At 58.1% G+C, this 20,821-nt stretch carries 9 protein-coding genes; 6 read left to right on the top strand and 3 right to left on the bottom strand.

The features are described from left to right. Positions 1–124 precede the first annotated feature (124 nt). Positions 125–2,476: a glycoside hydrolase family 31 protein gene (locus tag ISN74_RS10250; protein WP_188799229.1), complete on the bottom strand. Its 2,352-nt coding sequence runs from the start codon at positions 2,474–2,476 to the stop codon at positions 125–127. Positions 2,477–2,775: 299 nt separating this feature from the next. Next, a complete protein-coding gene (locus ISN74_RS10245; RefSeq protein ID WP_188799228.1) occupies positions 2,776–3,945 on the bottom strand; it encodes a XylR family transcriptional regulator in 1,170 nt (389 codons plus the stop codon). 167 nt (positions 3,946–4,112) lie between these two features. On the opposite strand from ISN74_RS10245, the gene xylA reads away from it, so the two are divergent. The 4 genes from xylA (at position 4,113) to ISN74_RS10225 (ending at position 9,594) form a co-directional block, all read left to right on the top strand. After that, the gene (xylA, locus tag ISN74_RS10240) at positions 4,113–5,429 is read left to right on the top strand and encodes a xylose isomerase (RefSeq protein WP_188799227.1); all 1,317 of its coding nucleotides are present in this window, start codon (positions 4,113–4,115) and stop codon (positions 5,427–5,429) included. Positions 5,430–5,437: 8 nt separating this feature from the next. Then, on the top strand, positions 5,438–6,925 hold the full coding sequence (gene xylB, locus ISN74_RS10235) for a xylulokinase (protein ID WP_188799226.1): 1,488 nt from the start codon (positions 5,438–5,440) through the stop codon (positions 6,923–6,925). Positions 6,926–6,962: 37 nt separating this feature from the next. After that, on the top strand, positions 6,963–8,381 hold the full coding sequence (locus tag ISN74_RS10230; protein WP_188799599.1) for a sugar porter family MFS transporter: 1,419 nt from the start codon (positions 6,963–6,965) through the stop codon (positions 8,379–8,381). Positions 8,382–8,856: 475 nt separating this feature from the next. After that, positions 8,857–9,594 (top strand): GH12 family glycosyl hydrolase domain-containing protein, encoded by a 738-nt coding sequence (locus tag ISN74_RS10225; RefSeq protein ID WP_188799225.1) that lies wholly within the window; start codon positions 8,857–8,859, stop codon positions 9,592–9,594. A 54-nt stretch (positions 9,595–9,648) separates the two neighbouring features. Here ISN74_RS10225 and ISN74_RS10220 read toward each other — a convergent pair whose 3' ends face one another. Further along, positions 9,649–10,809, bottom strand: coding sequence for an SGNH/GDSL hydrolase family protein (locus ISN74_RS10220; RefSeq protein WP_188799224.1), 1,161 nt, complete (start codon positions 10,807–10,809; stop codon positions 9,649–9,651). 306 nt (positions 10,810–11,115) lie between these two features. On the opposite strand from ISN74_RS10220, the gene ISN74_RS10215 reads away from it, so the two are divergent. Both ISN74_RS10215 and ISN74_RS10210 read left to right on the top strand, forming a co-directional pair. Further along, positions 11,116–11,727, top strand: coding sequence for a peroxiredoxin (locus ISN74_RS10215; RefSeq protein ID WP_188799223.1), 612 nt, complete (start codon positions 11,116–11,118; stop codon positions 11,725–11,727). Between the two features lie 725 nt (positions 11,728–12,452). Next, positions 12,453–20,708: a beta-1,3-glucanase family protein gene (locus ISN74_RS10210; protein ID WP_203546746.1), complete on the top strand. Its 8,256-nt coding sequence runs from the start codon at positions 12,453–12,455 to the stop codon at positions 20,706–20,708. The last annotated feature ends 113 nt before the right edge of the window (positions 20,709–20,821 follow it).

The following is a 20,821-nucleotide window of genomic DNA, read 5'->3' as shown; positions in this document are numbered from 1 at the left end:
TAGCTTCTGTGGGCAGGGGGCGGAGTTAACACTTGCTGGAGGGAGAGCTTTTGGCAAGTGTTCAACTCACTCCAGCCCTCCCCGGTGAGCTGGGGAGGGCGTAACAGCTCGCACAGCTGTCTGTTTACCGTCCCATCACCTGAATCAGCTTGCTGACGTCCATGCCGTCGCTCGCACTAAGCGTCTGCTGCTTATCGTTCCAGTGCAGCCGGGTGCTCTTGCCAGAGCCATGCTCGTAGTTGTAGCTGACGCCATCATCGTCGTAGAGCACAAAATCCGCATCCTTGCCGGGATAAACACGGATGGAGGCCAACTTCTGCGGGGTGGCGGTGCTGGGAATCTGCTCACCCATCGGGATGATTGAGCCGGCGCGTACGAACAACGGAATGGTGTCGATAGGTGCTGATACGTCGATCGTCTGGCCACCGGTGAATTTCTCGTTGGTCCAGAAGTTGTACCAATCACTTCCCGCCGGTAGATAAACCTTGCGGTGCTCCACACCTTGGTCGGTGACCGGCGCGACCAGGAAAGCCGGGCCGAACATATATTCGTCGCCGATTGTGGCAACGTTGGGATCGTCCGGGAAATCCATGAAAAGGCCGCGCATGAATGGTGCGCCGCTGTCATAGGTATGCTTGCCAAGCGCGTAGGTATACGGGATCAGGCTGTAGCGAAGCCTCAGGTATTTCACGACCACCTGCTCGGCGCCTTTGCCGTACGCCCATACCTCGACCGCCTTGCGCATGCCATGCACGCGCAACGTGGGCGTAAAGGTGCCGTACTGGAACCAGCGCGCGAATAGCTCCGGATAATCGTCGTAACCGCCGACCACTGTGCGTGCATCGGATGGATCGAGTAGCGGTTTGTGCGCTGGCGTGTGCTCGGGTGGGAGCGGCTGCCAACCACCGATGTCGTTGCCCCAGTAGGCCAGGCCTGAAGCAGTGAAATCCAGGCCGGTAGGTACCTGGCGCTTAAGCGCTTCCCAGGTTGGCTGGATATCCGAGGACCAGAATAGCGCACCGTTGCGTTGCGCGCCGATATAGGCGGCGCGGGCCAGAATCAGGTTGCGCTTGTTTGGCCGGTCGCGGCGCGAGCCTTCGGACACGCCCTCGGTGTGCAGCAGCGGGAACACATTGTGATAGCGATCGCCCGAACCGATACTGTAGAACGAGCCGTCGGGCACCAGATCTGGCTCGGTTTCGTCCAGCCAGAAATAGTCGAAACCTTTCGAAGCGAGATTGTCGCGTATCTGTCCCCAGTACCAGGCACGTGCCTGCGGGTTGGTGCTGTCGATCAGTGCGCCGGCGCGGTCGTTGCGAAATGGCAAGCCATCAACCGGCTGGCCGTTGGCATCCTTCAGAAGCCAGCCATGGCTGGCCAGGAATGAAAAGAATCGCGATGTACGCTCGAAGCGTGGCCATACGCTGATGATGGTCTGTATACCTTCATCATGCAGCGTCTTGTTCATGGCTGCAGGATCGGGGAACTCGGCGGGATTGATGTCGAACTGTCCCATCTTGGTCCAGTAGAACCAGTCAAGCACGATAATGTCGAGCGGATAGCCGCGTTGGCGATAGCCCGCGGCAGCGTCGAGAATCTGCTGCTGGCTTTCGTAACGCGCCTTGCTTTGAATAAATCCAAAGGCGGCTTTGGGGGGCAACGGCGTGGCACCGGTGAGCTTGCGGTAGCCGGCATAGATGTCGTCGGTGGTGTTGCCAGTGATGATGAAGAACGATACGCGCTCACCAACATTGGATTGCCATAAAGTGCGCCCGTTCACCGCTGCGGAGATGCGGGTGGCCGATGGGTTGTCCCACAGGATGCCGTAGCCTTTGTTGGTCACCAGAAAGGGGACACAGACCGTTTCGCCGGCCGGTGCATCATAGTCGTGCTTGCACTCGACCGTGCGCTCCCGGTAATCGAGGATGCCTTCCTGATTCTGGCCCAGGCCGTAGTAATGCTCGTCCGCCGGTGCGACAAAGCTGGCGCCCACGCGATAGGTCTGTTCGCCGTTCACCTTGTGCGGCGACATTTCCCAGCCCGTCATATCGAGGATCACTTCGCCGTCGGGCTTGCTGACCTTCAACGCGACCGGAGGCAGGGTTGGCGCGAAATAGCGCGCCATGGTGTCCATGGGCCCTTGCTTGGGCTGGACGATTTCCAGCGTGAGTGCCTTGGAAACGAAGCGGTCGCTGCTGGCATTGGCCTGGTGTGTCCAGCCGCTTTCATCGGGGGTGCCGACGAAGCCGTAGCCAGGGGCTGCCTCCGCTTTTGATGCGTTATCGCTGATCGTGACGCGGACGATATTGGGTGCGTAGCTCTCGACAACGACATAGCTGCCGTTGTGATTCAACACTGCCAATGGAGCGGCAAGGGCACTCCCTCCGCACAGGCTCAGCGCAATCGCGCAAGCCAGGCGCGCGTGCGCGTTGCCCAATCTTTTATTGAAGACGATTTGCTTGGTCTTGCCAGCCATGTCGATCCCCTGTTTCGGGTAAAGGTGCCGCCCCTTGCCGCAAATCCGGGCGATAGCGGGCAATAATCGCCGATCGTGTCGGCGTTTCGTTCGCGTCTTTGAAAAAAGGGAATGCGATGTGGTGAATTTCTTACCTTGGCTCGAAGCGACGATCCGAACTTAATGCAGGCCAGAGAACGCTATCTCGCCCACTGTCATCACAGCGCCTCCGGCCGTCGCCGGGATGGCGATCGGTTTGGTGGACGCCCAAGGCTCACATACAGCTGTGCGGATGGTTGGGAAGCGTTGAACGCCAGCCTTCAATGACTCCGCACGTTCTCCATAAACTGCCGCGGCGTACAGTTGAACTCGCGCCGGAACACGGCATACATGTACTGCAGCGAGGTAAATCCGCTGCGTATCGCCACGTCAGTCAGCGGGATCGAAGAATCGGCCAGCATGGTGCGCGCAATACCTAGCTTGTGCTCCAGTATGGTCTGATGCACGGACTGTTTCAGCTCGCGCTTGAAATGCTCTTCCAGCAAGGTGCGAGAGATGCCGACGTAATCGGCGACCTGTTCGGTCTTGATCCCCAGGCAGGCATACTGCCGGATGTAGTGTCTGGCGCGCATCACATAGGCGCTCTTCATGGGCTGGTGCAGGCTGGTGGCCTGAACATTGATACCGACCGGCGGCACCAGGATGCGGGTAGTGGAGCAATCGCCACCGTGCAGCATCTGATGCAGCACTTGCGCCGCCATGCGGCCCATTTCCTCCGCCCCCTGGATGACCGACGTCAGCGGAATACGGCTCAATAACTGTGCAATCGGATCATTGTCGATGCCGACGATGGCGATCTGTTCGGGAACCGGCACATCAGCCACGACGCAGGCTTGCAGCAGTTGGCGTGCGCGTGCATCGGTGACAGCGATGATGCCAATCGGCTTGGGTAGCGAGCGCACCCACTCGACCATTTCTTCCTGGGCGCGGCCCCAGCCGCCGGCGCTGGTGGAAGAGCCACGGTAGACGATGCCTTCCAGGTCATCAGCATCGATCATGCGCTTGAATGCCAGCTCACGCTCGCAAGCCCAGCGGTTGCCGGGTGCGGGCGGCAGGCCGTAGAACGCAAAGCGTTGTAGGCCTTGTTCGATAAGGTGGTCGTAGGCCAATCGCACCAGTTTATGGTTGTCGGTCGCCACGTAAGGTGTATTGGCCGGGTATTGCGAATCGTCCGCGTACGATCCGCCTACTGCGACAACCGGGATGGGCGATGACGCCAGTGCCTCGCATACCAGTGGGTCGTCGAAGTCGGCAATGATGCCGTCACCGCGCCAGAGATGGATGCCCACCGTGCGGCTGCGGAAATCCTCTTCCATGAAAAGGTCCCACGTGACCCGGGTGGAGGTCAGATATTGCCCAATACCCGAGATCACCTGCCGGTCATAGACCTTGTTGGCGTTAAACAAGAGTGCGATGCGATGAGGCGACATGTCGTACCACTTAGCAGCATTTACTGTCGTCGGGGACGCTAACAGCTCAATCGCCCGGGTACATGACGCAACGCGACAAAGAAAAACCCAGTGCGGCTGGCGGATTTCGCAATTGCAGGCCTAAGAGGCCACACAGCACGCTTTACGGGTGAACAGGAGCATTAGCAATGAGTTATTTCGAGCACATCCCCCCGATTCAACTGGCGAGGGGTGACGACCCACACGCCCTGGCTTTCCGACACTACGATCCGGCGCGGCTCGTGCTGGGTAAGCGCATGGACGAGCACCTTCGCCTGGCTGCGTGCTATTGGCACAGTTTCGTGTGGCCGGGCACCGACATGTTTGGCAGCGGCACCTTCAATCGCCCCTGGCAAGGCCATGGCGATCCGATGAAATTGGCGCATCTGAAAGCGGATGCAGCCTTCGATTTCTTCCGGCGTCTGGGCGTACCCTTCTATACCTTCCATGACACCGATGTCGCGCCTGAGGGCGACAGCTTGAGCGAGTACGTACGCAACCTGTCATCCATGGTGGACGTACTGGAAGCCAAGCAAGCGGAAACCGGCCTCAAGCTACTGTGGGGCACCGCCAACCTGTTCAGCCACCCGCGTTACGCGGCAGGCGCGGCCAGCAATCCTCAGCCGGAAGTGTTTGCCTGTGCAGTAACTCAGGTGTTCCACGCCATGGCGGCGACACAGCGCCTGGGCGGTGCGAACTATGTGTTGTGGGGCGGTCGTGAAGGTTATGACACCCTGCTCAATACCGACCTTCGCCGCGAGCGCGCGCAATTGGGCCGCTTCTTCCAGATGGTGGTGGAACACAAACATCGCATTGGCTTCAAGGGCACGATCTTGATCGAACCCAAGCCGCAGGAGCCGACCAAGCATCAGTACGATTACGATACCGCGACGGTCTACGGTTTCTTGAAAGAGTTTGGTCTCGAAAACGAAGTGTGTGTGAATCTGGAAGCTAATCACGCGACCCTGGCTGGCCATTCTTTCCATCACGAAGTCGCTACGGCTATTTCACTGGGCTTGTTCGGCAGCATCGATGCGAATCGTGGCGACCCGCAGAATGGTTGGGATACTGATCAGTTTCCCAACAGCATCGAAGAACTGACGTTGGTGATGTACGAAATCCTACGCCACGGCGGGTTCACTACCGGTGGGTTCAATTTCGACACCAAGGTGCGTCGTCAGAGCAGCGATCCGGCAGATTTGTTCCATGGCCATATCGGCGCTATCGATGCTCTTGCGCTCGCGCTGGAACGCGCCGCAACGATGATCGAGCGCGATCTGCTGGCGGAATTCAAAGCCTCGCGTTACGCCGGTTGGGATGGGTCCTTCGGCAAGCAAATTTTGGGCGGCGATTTCAGCCTGCAAACGTTGGCCGAGGAAGCGGTTCGTCGCGATTTGCGTCCCGCGCACGTATCCGGAAAGCAGGAGTATCTGGAAAACCTGATCAATCGCTATCTGTATCGTTGAGCGCCCGCATGTTTCTTGGTATTGATCTGGGTACCTCGGCGGTGAAGGCCGTGCTGGTCGATGAGACCGGCACGGTGCAAGCGACGGCCTCGCATGCATTGCCCATTTCCCATCCGGAGCCGCGCTGGTCGGAGCAGGATCCGGAAGACTGGTGGCAGGCCGCACAATCATCGATCGAACAATTGCTCAATGCGGCCAAGGCTCAAGACATATCGCCACGCCGCATTGCCGCGATCGGTCTTAGTGGACAAATGCACGGCGCCACCGTTCTGGATAAGGCGGACCGCGTGCTACGCCCGGCGATTCTGTGGAACGACGGACGCAGCGATGCGCAATGCCGTGAGATGGAAGCATGGCCGGATTTCCGCGAGACCACGGGTAATCTCGCCATGCCCGGCTTTACCGCACCCAAGCTATTGTGGTTACGTGAGCATGAGCCTGCGATATTCGAACGCATTGCGAAGGTGTTGTTGCCCAAAGACTATTTACGCCTGCGTTTGACTGGCGAGTACGGAACGGATGTTTCCGATGCGGCAGGTACCTTGTGGTTGAACATCAAGGAACGCCGCTGGAGCCAATCCATGTTGGATGCCTGCGGCTTGCCGCAGGAGGCCATGCCTTCGTTGCATGAAGGCAGTGCTGTAAGCGGCCATCTCAGTGCATCGTTGGCCGAGCGCTGGGGCATGCGGCGTGTTCCGGTTGCTGCCGGTGGTGGTGACAACGCCGCAGGTGCAGTAGGTGTCGGCATCGTCAGGCACGGTCAGGCGATGCTGTCGCTGGGAACGTCCGGTGTGTATTTCGCAGTTTCCGACGGTTATCGCGCCCGGCCGGAAGATGCTGTACACAGCTTCTGCCATGCGTTGCCCGATACCTGGCATTTGATGTCGGTAATGCTCAATGCCGCCAGCTGCCTGGATTTCACGGCAAGCTTGGGTGGCTATCCGGATGTTGCTGCCATGCTGGCCGATGCCGAGCGGGTAGGGCTGCGCCACGACGGCCCGATCTTCCTGCCTTATTTGAGTGGTGAGCGCACACCACACAACGACGTGCATGCCTGCGGCGCATTTACCGGATTACGGGTGGACAGCACGCGTGCCGATCTGGCCAATGCCACACTGGAGGGGGTTGGGCTGGGTCTGCTCGATGGTATCGAGGCTGTCGATGCGACCGGCTTGCAAGTTGACGACATTACGGTGATCGGTGGCGGCTCGCGCAGCGCATACTGGATGCAGATGCTGGCCGACATCATTGGTAGGCCTTTGACTTTGCGGGTCGGTGGTGAAGTGGGCGCGGCCTTGGGCGCAGCAAGACTCGCGCATCTGGCGGCCGAGCCTGGCGCCAATATCGATGAAGTCTGCCGTATGCCGGACATTGTAGCGGTGCGCGAGCCTGATGCTTCGCGTCATGCGTATTTACGCGAACGTCGGCAACCGAAGTTTCGTGCCTTGTATCGTCAGCTTGCTGCGATGTATCGCGCTGATGATGCGCAAGCATGAACAAGACCATGGGGTATGCGATATGAATGACATCTCGATGGACAATGCTCTTCTTGCACGAGGAGAGGAGAACACTCGGCTTATCGTGCAGATTAGTTGCGTAGCAACGCTCGGAGGCTTCCTTTTTGGCTTCGACAGCGGTGTCATCAACGGCACTGTCGACGGACTCAAGACGACATTCCATTCCAGCTCCAGTCAGGTCGGCTTCGAAGTCGCTTCCATGCTGCTTGGTTGCGCACTCGGGGCGTTTTTCGCCGGGCGCGTGGCTGACTACTGGGGGCGACGCTCCGTATTGATCATCGCCGCTGTGCTCTTCCTGCTTTCGGCACTGGGCGCGGGTGCGGCGTGGAGTTCCTGGTTCTTTGTTGCCGCGCGTGTCATGGGCGGTTTCGCGGTCGGCGCCGCCAGCGTCATGGCACCTGCCTACATCGCCGAAGTCGCCCCGGCAAGATACCGTGGCCGATTGGCAACCGTGCAGCAGATTGCCATCATCAGCGGTCTCTTTTGCGCGTTCCTGAGCAATTACCTGCTGGCGAAAGCGGCTGGCGTGTCGACCGGTACTCTTTGGCTGCATCAGGCTGCATGGCGCTGGATGTTCTGGATGATGGCTTTGCCGTCATTGCTGTTTTTTGCATCGCTCATGTTTATTCCTGAAAGTCCGCGTTATCTGGTGGTGAAACGTCGTGATAGCGACGCTTTCGCGGTATTGGAAAAGCTTTATGGTGAAAGCGAGGCGCGAGCCAAGCTGGCCGACATTGGCGCTTCATTGGCGGGGGACCGACATCGCCCGAAAATGTCCGATCTGTTGAATAAAGCCAGCGGAAAAATCCGGCCCATTGTTTGGGTTGGCATCGGCCTCGCCACGTTTCAGCAGCTAGTTGGCATCAATGTGGTGTTCTACTACGGTGCGGTTCTCTGGCAGGCAGTGGGATTTTCCGAGAACGATGCGCTGCTCATCAACGTTCTTTCCGGCGCATTGAGTATCGGTGCGTGTCTCATTGCCGTCGTGCTTATCGATCGGATCGGCCGCAAGCCGCTGCTTTGGATCGGTTCGCTTGGTATGGCGATCGCTCTGATCCTGGTCACTTTCGCATTCGCTGAGGCGGGAGTTGATATCCACGGCAAGCTTGTGCTCTCTCCTTCGATGGGAACGCTGGCGCTGGTGGCAGCGAATCTCTACGTGATCTTCTTCAACATGTCGTGGGGACCCGTCATGTGGGTGATGCTCGGCGAGATGTTTCCCAATCAGATTCGTGGCTCCGGCCTCGCCGTGGCCGGAGCCGCTCAGTGGACATCGAATTTTCTCATTACCGTAACCTTCCCGATCCTGCTTGCCTGCATCGGCCTGGCCGGCGCCTACGGCCTGTATGCTGCGGCCGCTGCAGTGTCGGTATTCTTCGTGCAACGCTATGTACATGAAACCCGTGGCAAGGAACTGGAAGACATGGAGGGTTAGTTCAATGTGCTGCGTCGATTCTGGTGATTGCTGCGTGGATCGCGATGTGCTGTCAGGAGCAAAGCGCGACTGAGCAATGACGGATCATTTTTTTCGGTAAGCTTTGCGTTGCAAGTAATGGTCGATCTTCCTTCCCCAGAAAAACCGTTGCTTGAGCCCGTGCCGATCAGGAATTCCCAGCCCTGGTCGGCTTTTTTTTATGGCTCTTCGATGTTTGTATTTGCGTTCTTCACGCTTTTTATCAAAGAAAAAATTTGCGGTTGCGAAATCCATTGTTCAAACGCATATTCGCGATATTTGATTTGACCAGCGCAGATCGCTGATTTATCGATATACCTGCTCCGCGAGCATGCAAGATCTCGTCGGGAGAGGGGATGGCGAGGCCGTGATCGATGATGCAAAGCCGGGGTCATGTATCTGTGCGGCGCGGCAATTTGCTGTCTATGGATTTTCTGGTCGTGAAGGAATAACACCTATGAAGAAGTCTTCCGCTTTGGTGGTGGGTGCATTGTTTTTGATGGGGGCCAGTACCATCGTTCATGCGGGTACTTACAACTTGTATCTGCCTTATTTCACCTGGGATAACAATTTCAACAGCGGTGCCATTTCATGGAGTTCATCCACCGGGTCGTATCCGCAGTGGACAGCGTCATTCAATTTCTCCAGCAACAGCTTGTACGGTTACCCTGCCAGCATCCGCGGCTGGCACTACGGCTGGAATCCCACTGGCGATACCCTGTTTCCCAAGCAGATCTCGGCGACGCACACGATTCCGGCGGCATTTTCCTATGCTTCGGGCGGCAGCAACATGGCCGGCGATTTCACTTACGATATGTTCCTGCGCAACGACAGCCAGACCTCCACGCCGGAATTGGAGGTGATGATCTGGGCGGGTAACAACTCCTATCCGATCGGCACGCCACTGGCCACCGGCGCCATCACGGAAAATGGTGTGACTTACGATCTGTGGGGTGGCGACAACTCCGCTGCCGGCTATTACGTCTATACCTTTTTGCCTCAGCGCAGCAGCGTCCCAGCCAGTCTTCCGACTGGTGGCAGCGCCAACGTCGACATCATGCACTTCTTCAATGTGCTAAACGGGCGTGAGTACTTCAGCACGGCGATGTATCTGGACGTGGTCGAGGCTGGCTGCGAAATTGTTCGTGGCGATGGCTGGGTGTCCACCACCTGGTTCTCGGTCGACGCCGAGTGATTTGACTGCCGGATTATCCGGGATGCCTCGTGCAGAGGCATCCCGGAACCGTCGTCATGGCTTGAACAGGTTCAGGTCGATGGCGTTGGCCATGGCTTGATAGCCGGCGCTGTTGGGGTGCAAGTGATCACCGCTGTCGTAAGCGGCGAGCATCTGCAGGGGATGTGCCGGGTCACGAACAGCCTTGTCAAAGTCCACCACGCCGTCGAAGGCACCTGGGCTGCGAATCCATGCGTTCACCGCTTCGCGTTCCTGTTCGCCGACGAGGCTGTGATATGGCCAGTTGTTGCCGCCATAAGGTGTGAGCGTGGCGCCGTAGATCTTGATGTGCCTGGCGTGCGCGCGAGCGATCAAGGTCTTCATGCCGTCGATGATCTGCTGTGCACTGACTTTGTCTTTTGCGGCGATGGCGTAACCCGAGCCGCCGATATCGTTGATGCCTTCCAGCAACACGATCCAGTGCACCCCGGGTTTATCCAGAGCGTCGCGGTCGAAGCGCGACAGTGCGCTGGGACCGAAGTTGTCATGCAGGACGCGGTTCCCGCCGATGCCGGAATTGGCGATGCCGATGGCGGAAAGCTTTGAATCTTGTTGCAGGCGCGCGGCCAGATAATCCGGCCAACGCTGATTGGCATTTTGTGTAGAGCCAACGCCATCGGTAATGGAGTCACCAAAGGCTACGACGGCATCGCGGGCTTCCGGACCCGTCACGGCAATATCGGTCAGCAGATAGCGGCTGCCGCTGTTCTCATCGGCCGGGAACTGCACTGCCGAGGTCGCGTCGCCTTGCTCGTTGATATACGCCGTCGTCATGCCGGCGTTATGCAGGGTGGAGGGGCTGTCTACGGCGTTAGCCGGCACATAGAAGCTCACGGCCAGTTCTTGCAGTGCTTTCACATCCATAGCGACCGGATCGCTCCATACGCTTTCGCCTTTAGGGACGGTGACCTCCGGCTTGCCGTTGAACAGCAGGGTATGGTCGCTGCCTGCAACGATATCTGCATCTTTTGCGTGAAGGGCAAGATGCACCGGTCCAACCGTAAGCGGCGCACTGCCAAACAAGTTGGACAGGCGAATGCGCAGTTTCGAACCGCCGGTACTGACGCGAACGATCTGCCGCACGGTCTGCGTCTTCAGCAAAGGGCCGGCCGAATCTGGCGCGCAGCCCCATGTATCGACCCAACTGTTACTGGCTGCAGCGCTTGCCGTGGCCATGAAACCACATAATGCAATGAATAAAACCATTTTGATTGGACGATAAGGCACGGTTTGGTCCCTGATTCATGAAGATGTGCCGGGACATATAACAGAAGGGGAATTAACTAATTTGCGTGCGAGCTTTACAAAATTCGCCACCTGGGAATTGCCCTGAGTGCCGCTTTGGGCGGGAAAGGTTGCAGTGGGCAGGGTCGCCATGGCTGCGTGATATTCGGCTTTTCAGTCATAGGTTAAGGGGGCGGGATCTGGTAGCGTAGAAGAGCTTCCCCACTCCATAGAGCATTTTCAAAGAGGTAGGCAGATATGAAGAACCCGTCCAAATGGCTGCTTGCGGCAGGTGCGACGACCGCGGTGTTGTTGGCAGCTCCTGCCATTGCTGCGCTTGCCCCAGGTACTGCAGCGCCTGACTTTACTGCCCAGGCCAGCCTGGCCGGCAAGGATTTCACTTTCTCTCTCAAGGATGCGCTGAAGAAAGGTCCGGTTGTCGTTTATTTCTACCCATCGGCGTATACGGGCGGCTGTGATATCGAGGCGCACACCTTCGCCACTGATAAGGCCAAGTTCGATGCGGCTGGCGCCACCATCATCGGTGTCTCGGCTGACAGCCTCGACCGGCTTAATACGTTTTCTTCCGATCCGAGTTATTGTGCCGGCAAGTTCCCGGTAGCTTCCGACACGACCGGCAAGATCGCGGCCTCTTATGATCTCAAAGTAGAAGCCGCGCAAGCCGGTGTGACCGATGTGCGCGGCGTTGCGATCAATCACGCTTTCATTTCACGCACTACTTTTGTAATCAATCGTGATGGCAAGATCGTTGCCACGCTGTCTTCGGAAGCGGATCACCTTCATCCCGAAGATCACGTGAAGAAGTCGTTGGCGATCGTGCAGCAGTTGCAGGCTGGCAAGGCCCCGTAATCCAGGCTTGATCCTGTGTGCAAGCGGCATGTCCCTACGGGCATGCCGCTCGACGAATCGGATGGTTCGTTATGCCGGCTGCTCAGCCGGCCGAGGTTTGCGCAAAGGTGAGTGCGCAAAATCCCATGCCCTTAAACCACGTAACGCCATGCTAGCAATCGCCGGTAGCAGGCGCGGCTGCATCAGTCCGGAATCGAATAGGCTGGGCGGTAGAAATTCCGATTGTCGGGCAGATTTAAACGCGCCAAGCCCGAGGAAAGCATCGAGACATTCGCCAAATGTCTTTCATAAAGCTTGCAATTTTTGAATAAAAAATACGTTCGATGCCAGATATTTTGTGTAAGAAACGTATATGCATATTCCAGTAAGAAATGTGTCATGCGACGAATACTTCGTTGGTATTTATGCCACTTCGAAATATAGGCGCATGAGTATTAGTCAACGTGATGAAGATCTCCATCTCATGGATGGTTTTCGTTGACGATAGTGGCGGATTTTTAAATCGATGCAATAACAGTTGGCGCGCCTAATCGCAGGACTGGCGCCGCGTGGGACTGTGCGTCGTATTGGCTGGAATAGGGCAATTCTTGATTCCGAGGCTCTGGATGTCCAACAGGGGGACAACCGTGGAAATGCATGCTTATTGGGAATGTGTTGCTTCAAGGTGCGGTCTTGATGCCCGTGGTCGCGGCATCAAGCGCGAAGGTTCAATCAATGCAGGCAGAATGCGAACGTTCTTCGTGACGCTTCTTGTATTGCTGGCGTTGCTCAGTGCGGGTTATGCGGATGGTCAGCAGGTGGAACCAACACTGCCCATCTCGCAACGTCAGACGATCAATCTTGCCGCGGGTGTTCCCCAGTACATTGGAAACGCAAGCTCGACGTCGAATGCCCCGCAGAACAACTGGTGGTTCGAGAACACCAACAATTCAACGGCCTATTCGACGCCCGGCTTTAGCGAGAGTTCCGACACCACCGCTACCTGGACGCAAGTGGGCTTGCCCTACGATGCCAATATCCCACGCACCTTCATCAATCAGACTTCTGGTGGTGGGCAGGGTTCTTTGACGGGAAACAACAACTGGTACCGTCTGCACTTCAAGGTGGATCCCACGTATGCGGGGCAGAAGTTCCTGCTTAAGCTTGAAGGATCGCATACCGGCGTCCAGATCTTTATAAACGGTACGTTGCTGCAAGGCGTCAGCGCCGTGGCTGCCGACGCACAGGCGACCCACGTGGTGGGTTTCATTCCTGTGATCGTCGACCTGACGCCATACATCACCGCCGATGGCAAGACGGACAATGTCATTGCCATCGATGTGTCGCGTGGTAGCTCTTGGTTTGAGACGCCCAACTTTTCGGGTGCGTTCCGTTTCGGTCAGGCCATGGCAGGACTGTTCCGCAATGTGAAGCTGTACGTCACCAATCCCGTTCATATTCCACCGAACGTTTATTCGAATCAGAAGACCTGGGGCACCTATGTCGGCACGGTATCTGAAGTTGCCGCTGCGCAAGGTACTGCAGCGGCCGCTTCAGCTGTCGTGGATGTGCAAACCAATGTGCTGAATGAGACGGCTACGGCACAGCAGGTCACGTTGACGACCCAGATTGTGGACGCAAAGGGCAACGTCGTTGCCACCGCGCCGCCGGTTACGCAGTCCGTGCCAGCGATGACGCCAAGTACGTTCCCGTCCGGCACGACCCCCATGTTTGACCAGCAGATTACGGTACCCAATCCAACGCTGTGGTATCCGAATAACGCGACCTGTGGAACGCCGCCGGTGTCGTGCGGATCGCCTTATCTGTACAAGGTCTACCACATAGTCAGCGTGAACGGCGTCGTGGTCGATTCAACACAGGACACGCTGGGCATTCGCACAATTACGTGGGATGCGAACTTCCCTTATTTCAATGGCCACGCTGTCTATCTTTGGGGTGGATCGGGCCGCTACGACTATCCAGCGTTGGGATCTTCGGTTCCCGACGAACAGGTGTGGCGTGACATGGCGCAGATTGCGGCGCAGGGCGGCAACGTATGGCGGCCCGGTCATTCGACCAGTAGTGAAGAGTTGGTGGCGGCGGCTGATGCGTACGGCATCATGATCGACCAGCCTAGCGGCGACGGCGAGGGCTACTGGAATGCGAGTTCCAATCCAACTGCCGACGATTTGCAGTTGAAGCAGGAACTGCATCGCGACATGATCATCCGCGACCGCAGTCATCCGTCTGTCCTCGATTGGGAGCGCGATAACGGCGGCATGAATCCGACGCTTGCCGATGAACTCGGGACCATCGAGACAACATGGGACAACATCAATCCGCGTGTAAGCGCCGACCGTACGTATAGCTCTTCCTACGGTTTCATTGACGAATGCGATGGCGCCGGCTGTGAAGTCGGCAACAAGCAGCAGAATCCGAACAATCCCGCGTTTGGCGCGGAGTATTGGGACAACATGGGCACGGGCCGCGGTCTGGCCTATGACTATGAGCTCGCCTTTGCGGCGCCGTATCTTGATGACTGGCGTCGGGGCAGGGCGGCTAATGCGTTTGGCATGGCGCAGTGGTATTTCGCCGAGTCGCCGGGTGAGGTCAGTCTGTGGGCCGAGTACCAGAACCAGCCCAACATGTCGAACTTTGTGCGCTCGCTGGGTTACTCCTCGACTGACGCGAATCGTTTTCCTCGCTTGCTTTATTACATCTATCAGGCCAACTGGATACCGTATACGGTCCAGCCAGTGGTTCATTTGGCGCATCATTGGAATCGCGCCTACGAATACACTGCAGGAACACCCATCCAGGAGAATGCATTCAGCAATTGTCCGGGTGTGCGCCTTCTTATCAACGGCGTTCCCAGCGATCCGGTCACCGGTACGCCACTTCAAGACCAGACACCCAATCCGTGGAACGTCGATTCCAGTACGAATCTGGCGCAGAACACGACAGTCATGCCAGGGCAGGTTCACTGGATGGTGAACTGGGCTCCCGGCACTGTCACCGCGGAATGTCTGGATGCGAATGGCAATCCGGTTCAGGGCGTGAGCGATACACGCACAACAGCAGGCGCTGAAAGCAAGATTGTTCTGAGCGTTGTTCCCGACGTAACCAGGCCGGACGGGACGAGTTTCCAATGGACCGCCAATGGCTCGGACGCGGCTTTTGTGGTTGCAGAAGTCGAGGATGCTGATGGCAATCTTGTGCCGACGGCGGCAGACAACGTCACGTTCTCCGTCAGCGGGCCGGCCACCTACATGGGCGGCACACAGCAGTTGGTGGCCGATCCTTCGTGGACCAGTTACTACCAGGATGCGTTCTCTCAAGCGAACAGCAATGTGATTGCGGGCGTGCCCTATGCGTTCTTCCATTCACCTGGCGATCCGGAACTGAATTTCGAAGGCGGCTTGCAGAAAATCGCCTTGCGCAGCACGTTTACACCCGGAACCGTGACCGTGACCGCGAGTGCGCCCGGGCTGCAAAGCAGCAGCGTGACGTTGACCTCGGTGACGCCACCTGCTTCCTCGCAATCGGAAGCGCCGGTCATCATCGTTCCGCCGGTAAGTGAGGCAACCACATCGGGCTACACCGCGACCTTCAGCGTGGTGGCGTCAGGTTCGGGCACACTCAGCTATCAATGGTCTGATGCGAGCGGTCCCATTGCAGGTGCCACCAGTGCCACGTACACCACGCCTCCGACGACTGCCGCCAACAACGGCGACACCTACACGGTGACGATTGCCAGCAGCTTCGGTACGGTGACGTCGACGCCAGTCACCCTCAGTGTCGATGCGCCCGCCAACGTGGCCATCACCACGCAGCCAGCCTCTCAATCGGTGGTGGACGGACAATCGGCTACACTGACCGTGGCGGCGACGGGCTCACCGACACTGACCTATCAGTGGTATCAGATTGGCTCGGGCGCCATTTCTGGCGCGACCAGCGCCACATACACCACGCCTGTCTTTACCGCGGCGGGAAGCACCAGTTTCTATGTGGTGGTTGCCAACGAACTCGGCTCGGTTCAATCCTCGACGGCCGTGGTGACGGTCGATGCTGCAACACCGGTATCCATCGCCACGCAGCCAGCCAGTACGATCGTACCCATCAATGAGCCTGTGCAGTTTACGGCTGTCGTTGCCGGATCTGCGCCGTACACGTATCAATGGCAGTTCACCCCTCCTGGGGGTACCGCCACCATTCTTACCAGTGGCACGCAGCAGTCCAATACGCTGACCTATACCATTCCGGCCGTAAGTGCTGCGAATGTTGGTGCGTACACAGTCACGGTGAATAATGCTGCCGGCGCACCCGCCACCAGCAACACGGCGCAAATCACGCTCGCACCTCCGGGCGTCAATCTGGCCCTGGATACGGTCGCAACCGCAAGTAGCTCGCAGAACGCGTGCACCGATGGAACAACCACGCCGCCGTACTCGGGCACGAACTGCCTGGGGGCGGAAAACGCGGTTGACGGTAATCTTTCCACGCGGTGGGGCTCAGCGGTCGCCAATGCGCCACCCACGCCAGCCGTTGCTGGTGTCGATCCCTCATGGCTGCAGATCGATCTGGGCTCGGTGCAGTCCTTCAATACGGTCGTGATCAACTGGGAAAATGCTTACGCGACGCAGTATCAGATTCTCTATACCAACGCGGACCCTTCAACCAATCCGACCTGGAACGTGGCCTATACCAACAACGCTGGTGTGGGTGGGACGGAGACGCTCAACTTCCCGACGGTGAGTGGGCGCTATATCCGATTGAACGGGATACAGCGTGCCACACAGTATGGCTACTCGGTTTATGAGTTCCAGGTCTACAACGTGCCCCAATGCGGTGGCGCAACGGAGCGGTATACCGTTAATGCGTCCAATGCCAGCCTGGTGACGGACAATCTGACTGGCTTGACCTGGACCCGCACGGTTATGACCGACACGGCACCGGGTTCGCAGTTCACCGGCGTGAATGCGCAAAACTATTGCGCGGGCATCAATATGCGTCTGCCCACGCAATCGGAAGCGCAAAGCATCGGCGGCGTCAATAATGCCACCTGTGCTTTTTCGGGCACCTGGAGCACGTGGACGTCAACGGTTGATCCGAATGATTCCACGAAAACCGCGGTGGTGAACTTCGATGGCACTTCCGCCTACCAGGTCACCAACAACTACCCTGGTGCCACGTTGTGTACTGCCGGCACCGACGCTGGGGCGGCACCTGCCATTACGACGCAACCAAGCAGCCAGGTCGTCACCGTTGGGCAGACGGCGACCTTTGGTGTGACGGCGACTGGTCTCGGCAGCTTGACGTACCAGTGGTCTGAAAACGGAAGCCCCATCGTCGGAGCAACCGGGTCCACCTACACGACACCAGCCACCACAGCTGCCAACAATGGCGCGATCTTTAGCGTCGCCATTGGCGATGTGTTTGGTACGACTACCAGCAATCCCGCCACACTCACCGTGCAGCAGGACAGTTGCACTACAGTGCCAAGCACCCCGGGAGCACCGACTGCTGTGGCCAACAGTGCCAGCCAGGTGAGTCTGACGTGGGGCGCAAGCACGGCGGCGAGTGGCTGTGCTGTCAGCTACACCGTTTATCGTAGCGAGGTGGCAGGGTTCACCCCCTCCAGTGCGAATCAGGTCACCACGACATCCGGAACGACCTATTCGGATACGAGCGTCGCTCCGGCCGCCACCTATTACTACATCGTCGAGGCCACTGATGCAGCGGGTGCCTCAGCGGCTTCCAGCGTCGCCACGGTGACCACGCCCGTCTCTACCTGCACGACCAACTGCAGCAGTCCGGATGCCATTGCGATCAGCGCAGGTGGCCCGGCAGCGGGCTACTTCGCTGCCGATGAAGATTTCAATGGCGGCACGGCATCGGGTACCAATGCCGCGATCAACATCAACGGTGTGACCAATCCGGCACCGCAATCGGTCTACCAGAATCAACGCTTCGGCAACTTCACCTATACGCTTCCCGGCCTGACGCCAGGGACAAACTATGTGGTGCGCCTGCATTTTGACGAGTTCTACTGGACGCAAGCAGGGCAGCGTGTGTTTGACGTCAGTATCAACGGCACACAGGTGCTGACCAATTTCGATATCTTCGCCGCAGCGGGCGGGCAGGATATTGCAGTGGTCGAGCAGTTTTCAGCGACGGCCAATGCGCAGGGGCAGATCGTCCTCCAGTTTGTCTCGGTGAAGGACAACGCCGCGGTCAACGGCATCGAAGTTGAAAATGCGACGGCGACGAATACGCCGCCCAACGCGCCGTCGAATTTGGCGGCGACGGTGGCTTCATCCAGTCAGATCAACCTGAGCTGGACGGGTCCGACGACGTCGGGCGTGACTTACACGGTTTTCCGTAACGGAACCGCGGTGGGCAACGGCCTGACCGGAACGACATATAGCGATACCGGCCTGACATCCTCCACCACGTACTCCTATACGGTTGAGGCGGTCGATTCGGCGGGCACGTCGATGGCTTCCAACACCGCCACGGCCACGACCTTCGATGTCAACTGCGCCTCGGGCTGTGGTTCGGACGTGCTTGCGATCAGTGCTGGTGGTCCTGCAGCAGGCGACTATGTCGCCGATGAAGACTTCAACGGCGGCGCGGCATCGGATACGGGTGCGACGATCAATATTTCCGGGGTGACAAATCCCGCGCCGCAGTCGGTCTATCAGCATCAACGCGTCGGCAACAACTTCACCTATACGCTTGCGGGCCTGACTGCCGGTGCGAGCTACACGGTGCGCCTGCATTTCGACGAGTTCTACTGGACTCAAGCGGGGCAGCGCGTGTTCAACGTCAGCATCAACGGCACACAGGTGCTGAGCAACTTCGACATCATCGCGACAGCGGGAGGGCAGGACATGGCGATCGTCGAGCCCTTTACAGCGACGGCCAATGCGCAAGGGCAGATCGTGCTTCAGTTCACCACGATCACGGATAACGCCGAGATCAATGGCATCGAAGTGGTCTCTGCTCCCATCAACTCACCGAGCGGCCTGACTGCAACATCTGTTTCGGCCAGTCAGATCAACCTGAATTGGACGGCATCTTCAGCGGCCGGTGTGGTCTACGACGTCTTCCGCAGCACGACGTCCGGCTTTACGCCTTCCAGCGCCAATCAGATTGCCACCGCAACCGGCATCAGCTATTCGGACACCGGCCTTGCTGTGAACACGACGTACTACTACGTGGTCGAGGCTTCCAACACCGCCGGGACGTCGGCGCCGACGCCGCAAGCCAGCGCCAGCACCATGGCTATTCCGCTTGCACCGACGAACCTGACAGCAACAGCTGCGTCCTCCACCGTAGTCAATCTGAGTTGGACCGCATCGGCCACGTCCGGCGTGACGTATACGGTCCTTCGCAACGGCACCGCCGTCGCGAACGGCCTCACTGGGACCTCTTGCAGCGATACGGGTCTGACGGCCTCGACCACGTACTCCTACGTCGTCGAAGCCGTCGATGTGGCTGGCACGTCTCTGGCTTCCAATACCGCTATCACAACGACGTCGGCGTCTGGCTCAGGGACCGTGACGGCACCCGTCATTACTACGGCACCGGCAAGCCAAACGGTTACGATCGGACGGACAGCCGCCTTCTCGGTAGTGGCCAGCGGCGGCTCGCTGAGTTATCAGTGGTACAAGAATGGCACTGCTATTGCTGGGGCAACCAGCGCGAGCTACGCCACGCCGGGAACCACGGCCAGCGATAACGCCAGCAGCTTCACCGTCACGGTCACCAACTCCGCAGGGTCTGCTACGTCTTCAGCTGCAACGCTGAGCGTCAACCTTTCGCCCAGTTATACGGTTGTTCCGGGCGTTATCGTTACCGATCTCAACAACAACACCAACGGCGCATGGACCGACGATCAGATCTACGTCGAGATCCTTGGCAACGATCCGACCACTGGCGTGCTTTCCTGGGTCAACTACAACGGCACCATTACGCCGGCCAATGTGGCGGACAACACCGCGTCCAACGCGCTGGTCGCGCCGAACGGACAGACGTATCCCAACTACGCGTTTACGCTTGCCCAGGCTAATCATCAACTGAATCTGCCGCCGCTGACCGCCGGACGTATCTACGTTTCGGAAGGCAGTCCGCTTTATATGTCGATCGTGGCGGGCGCGAACGGCGGCTCCAATGGATACGCTGGCCCCAATCCGCTCAACAACACGGACCCCAATATCAACGTCCACTACGATTGGTACGAATTCACGTACAGCTCGACCGGTGGGATCTTTATCAACACCACCCAGGTCAATCAGTTCGGCTTACCGCTTCTGCTGGATGTGTGGGGATCTAACGAGACCTACCACATGCAGGTGGGTATCAACGAATCGATCGCGAACCTTGACCAGGAATACGTCAATCAAACGCCGGCAGCATTCAATACACCGGCGCCGACCAACTTGCGTATTCTTTCGCCGGCGGAAACCACCTTCAATGCGGGTGGGGCGAACGGGAACTACTTCGACAGTTACATTGCGAGCACATGGATGCAGTACAGCGGCTCGCCCGTGACGATAACCGTCAACGGCCGCCAGTTCACGGGTACGGCCTCCGGATCAACTCTGACCTTTACCGAGGTCAATCCGGCTGCAGCCAATGTCGGAGAGACCTTTGTTGTCCAGCAGCCGTCCACGCAGGACATCCTGGAGTGCGCCGGAACAATGGCCACTGGCGTTGCGGGAAGTACACCCCAGCAACAGGACGAGAACGCCATTCAGTTGCAGCTGGAAAACCAGATCTGCGCAGCAACGAACCGTGGCGTACTGCTCGCTCCCGCAAACTGGACGAATGCCTCGACTTACTACCAATCCGCGCCCGCTAACTTCTATTCGTGGTTCTGGCATCAACACTCGGTGGGTGGTTTGGCGTACGGCTTCTCGTATGACGACAACAACAATCAGAGCACAACCATCGTGACGCAACAGCCGGAACATATGGGATTTGGTATCGGCTGGTAAGCTGTTGGAAACGTGTACGGGTCAGTCAAATCTCGGTTGAGCGTTGAAGACAACTGAGTGAAGACTGACCCGTATTCAAGGAGATGAGGGTGTAGATCAGCGAAAACCTTGGC

The organism is Dyella caseinilytica (assembly GCF_016865235.1).
Lineage (GTDB): Bacteria > Pseudomonadota > Gammaproteobacteria > Xanthomonadales > Rhodanobacteraceae > Dyella_B > Dyella_B caseinilytica.
Note: the sequence above shows the minus strand (reverse complement) of the source record. Positions and strands in the feature narration are given on the sequence as shown.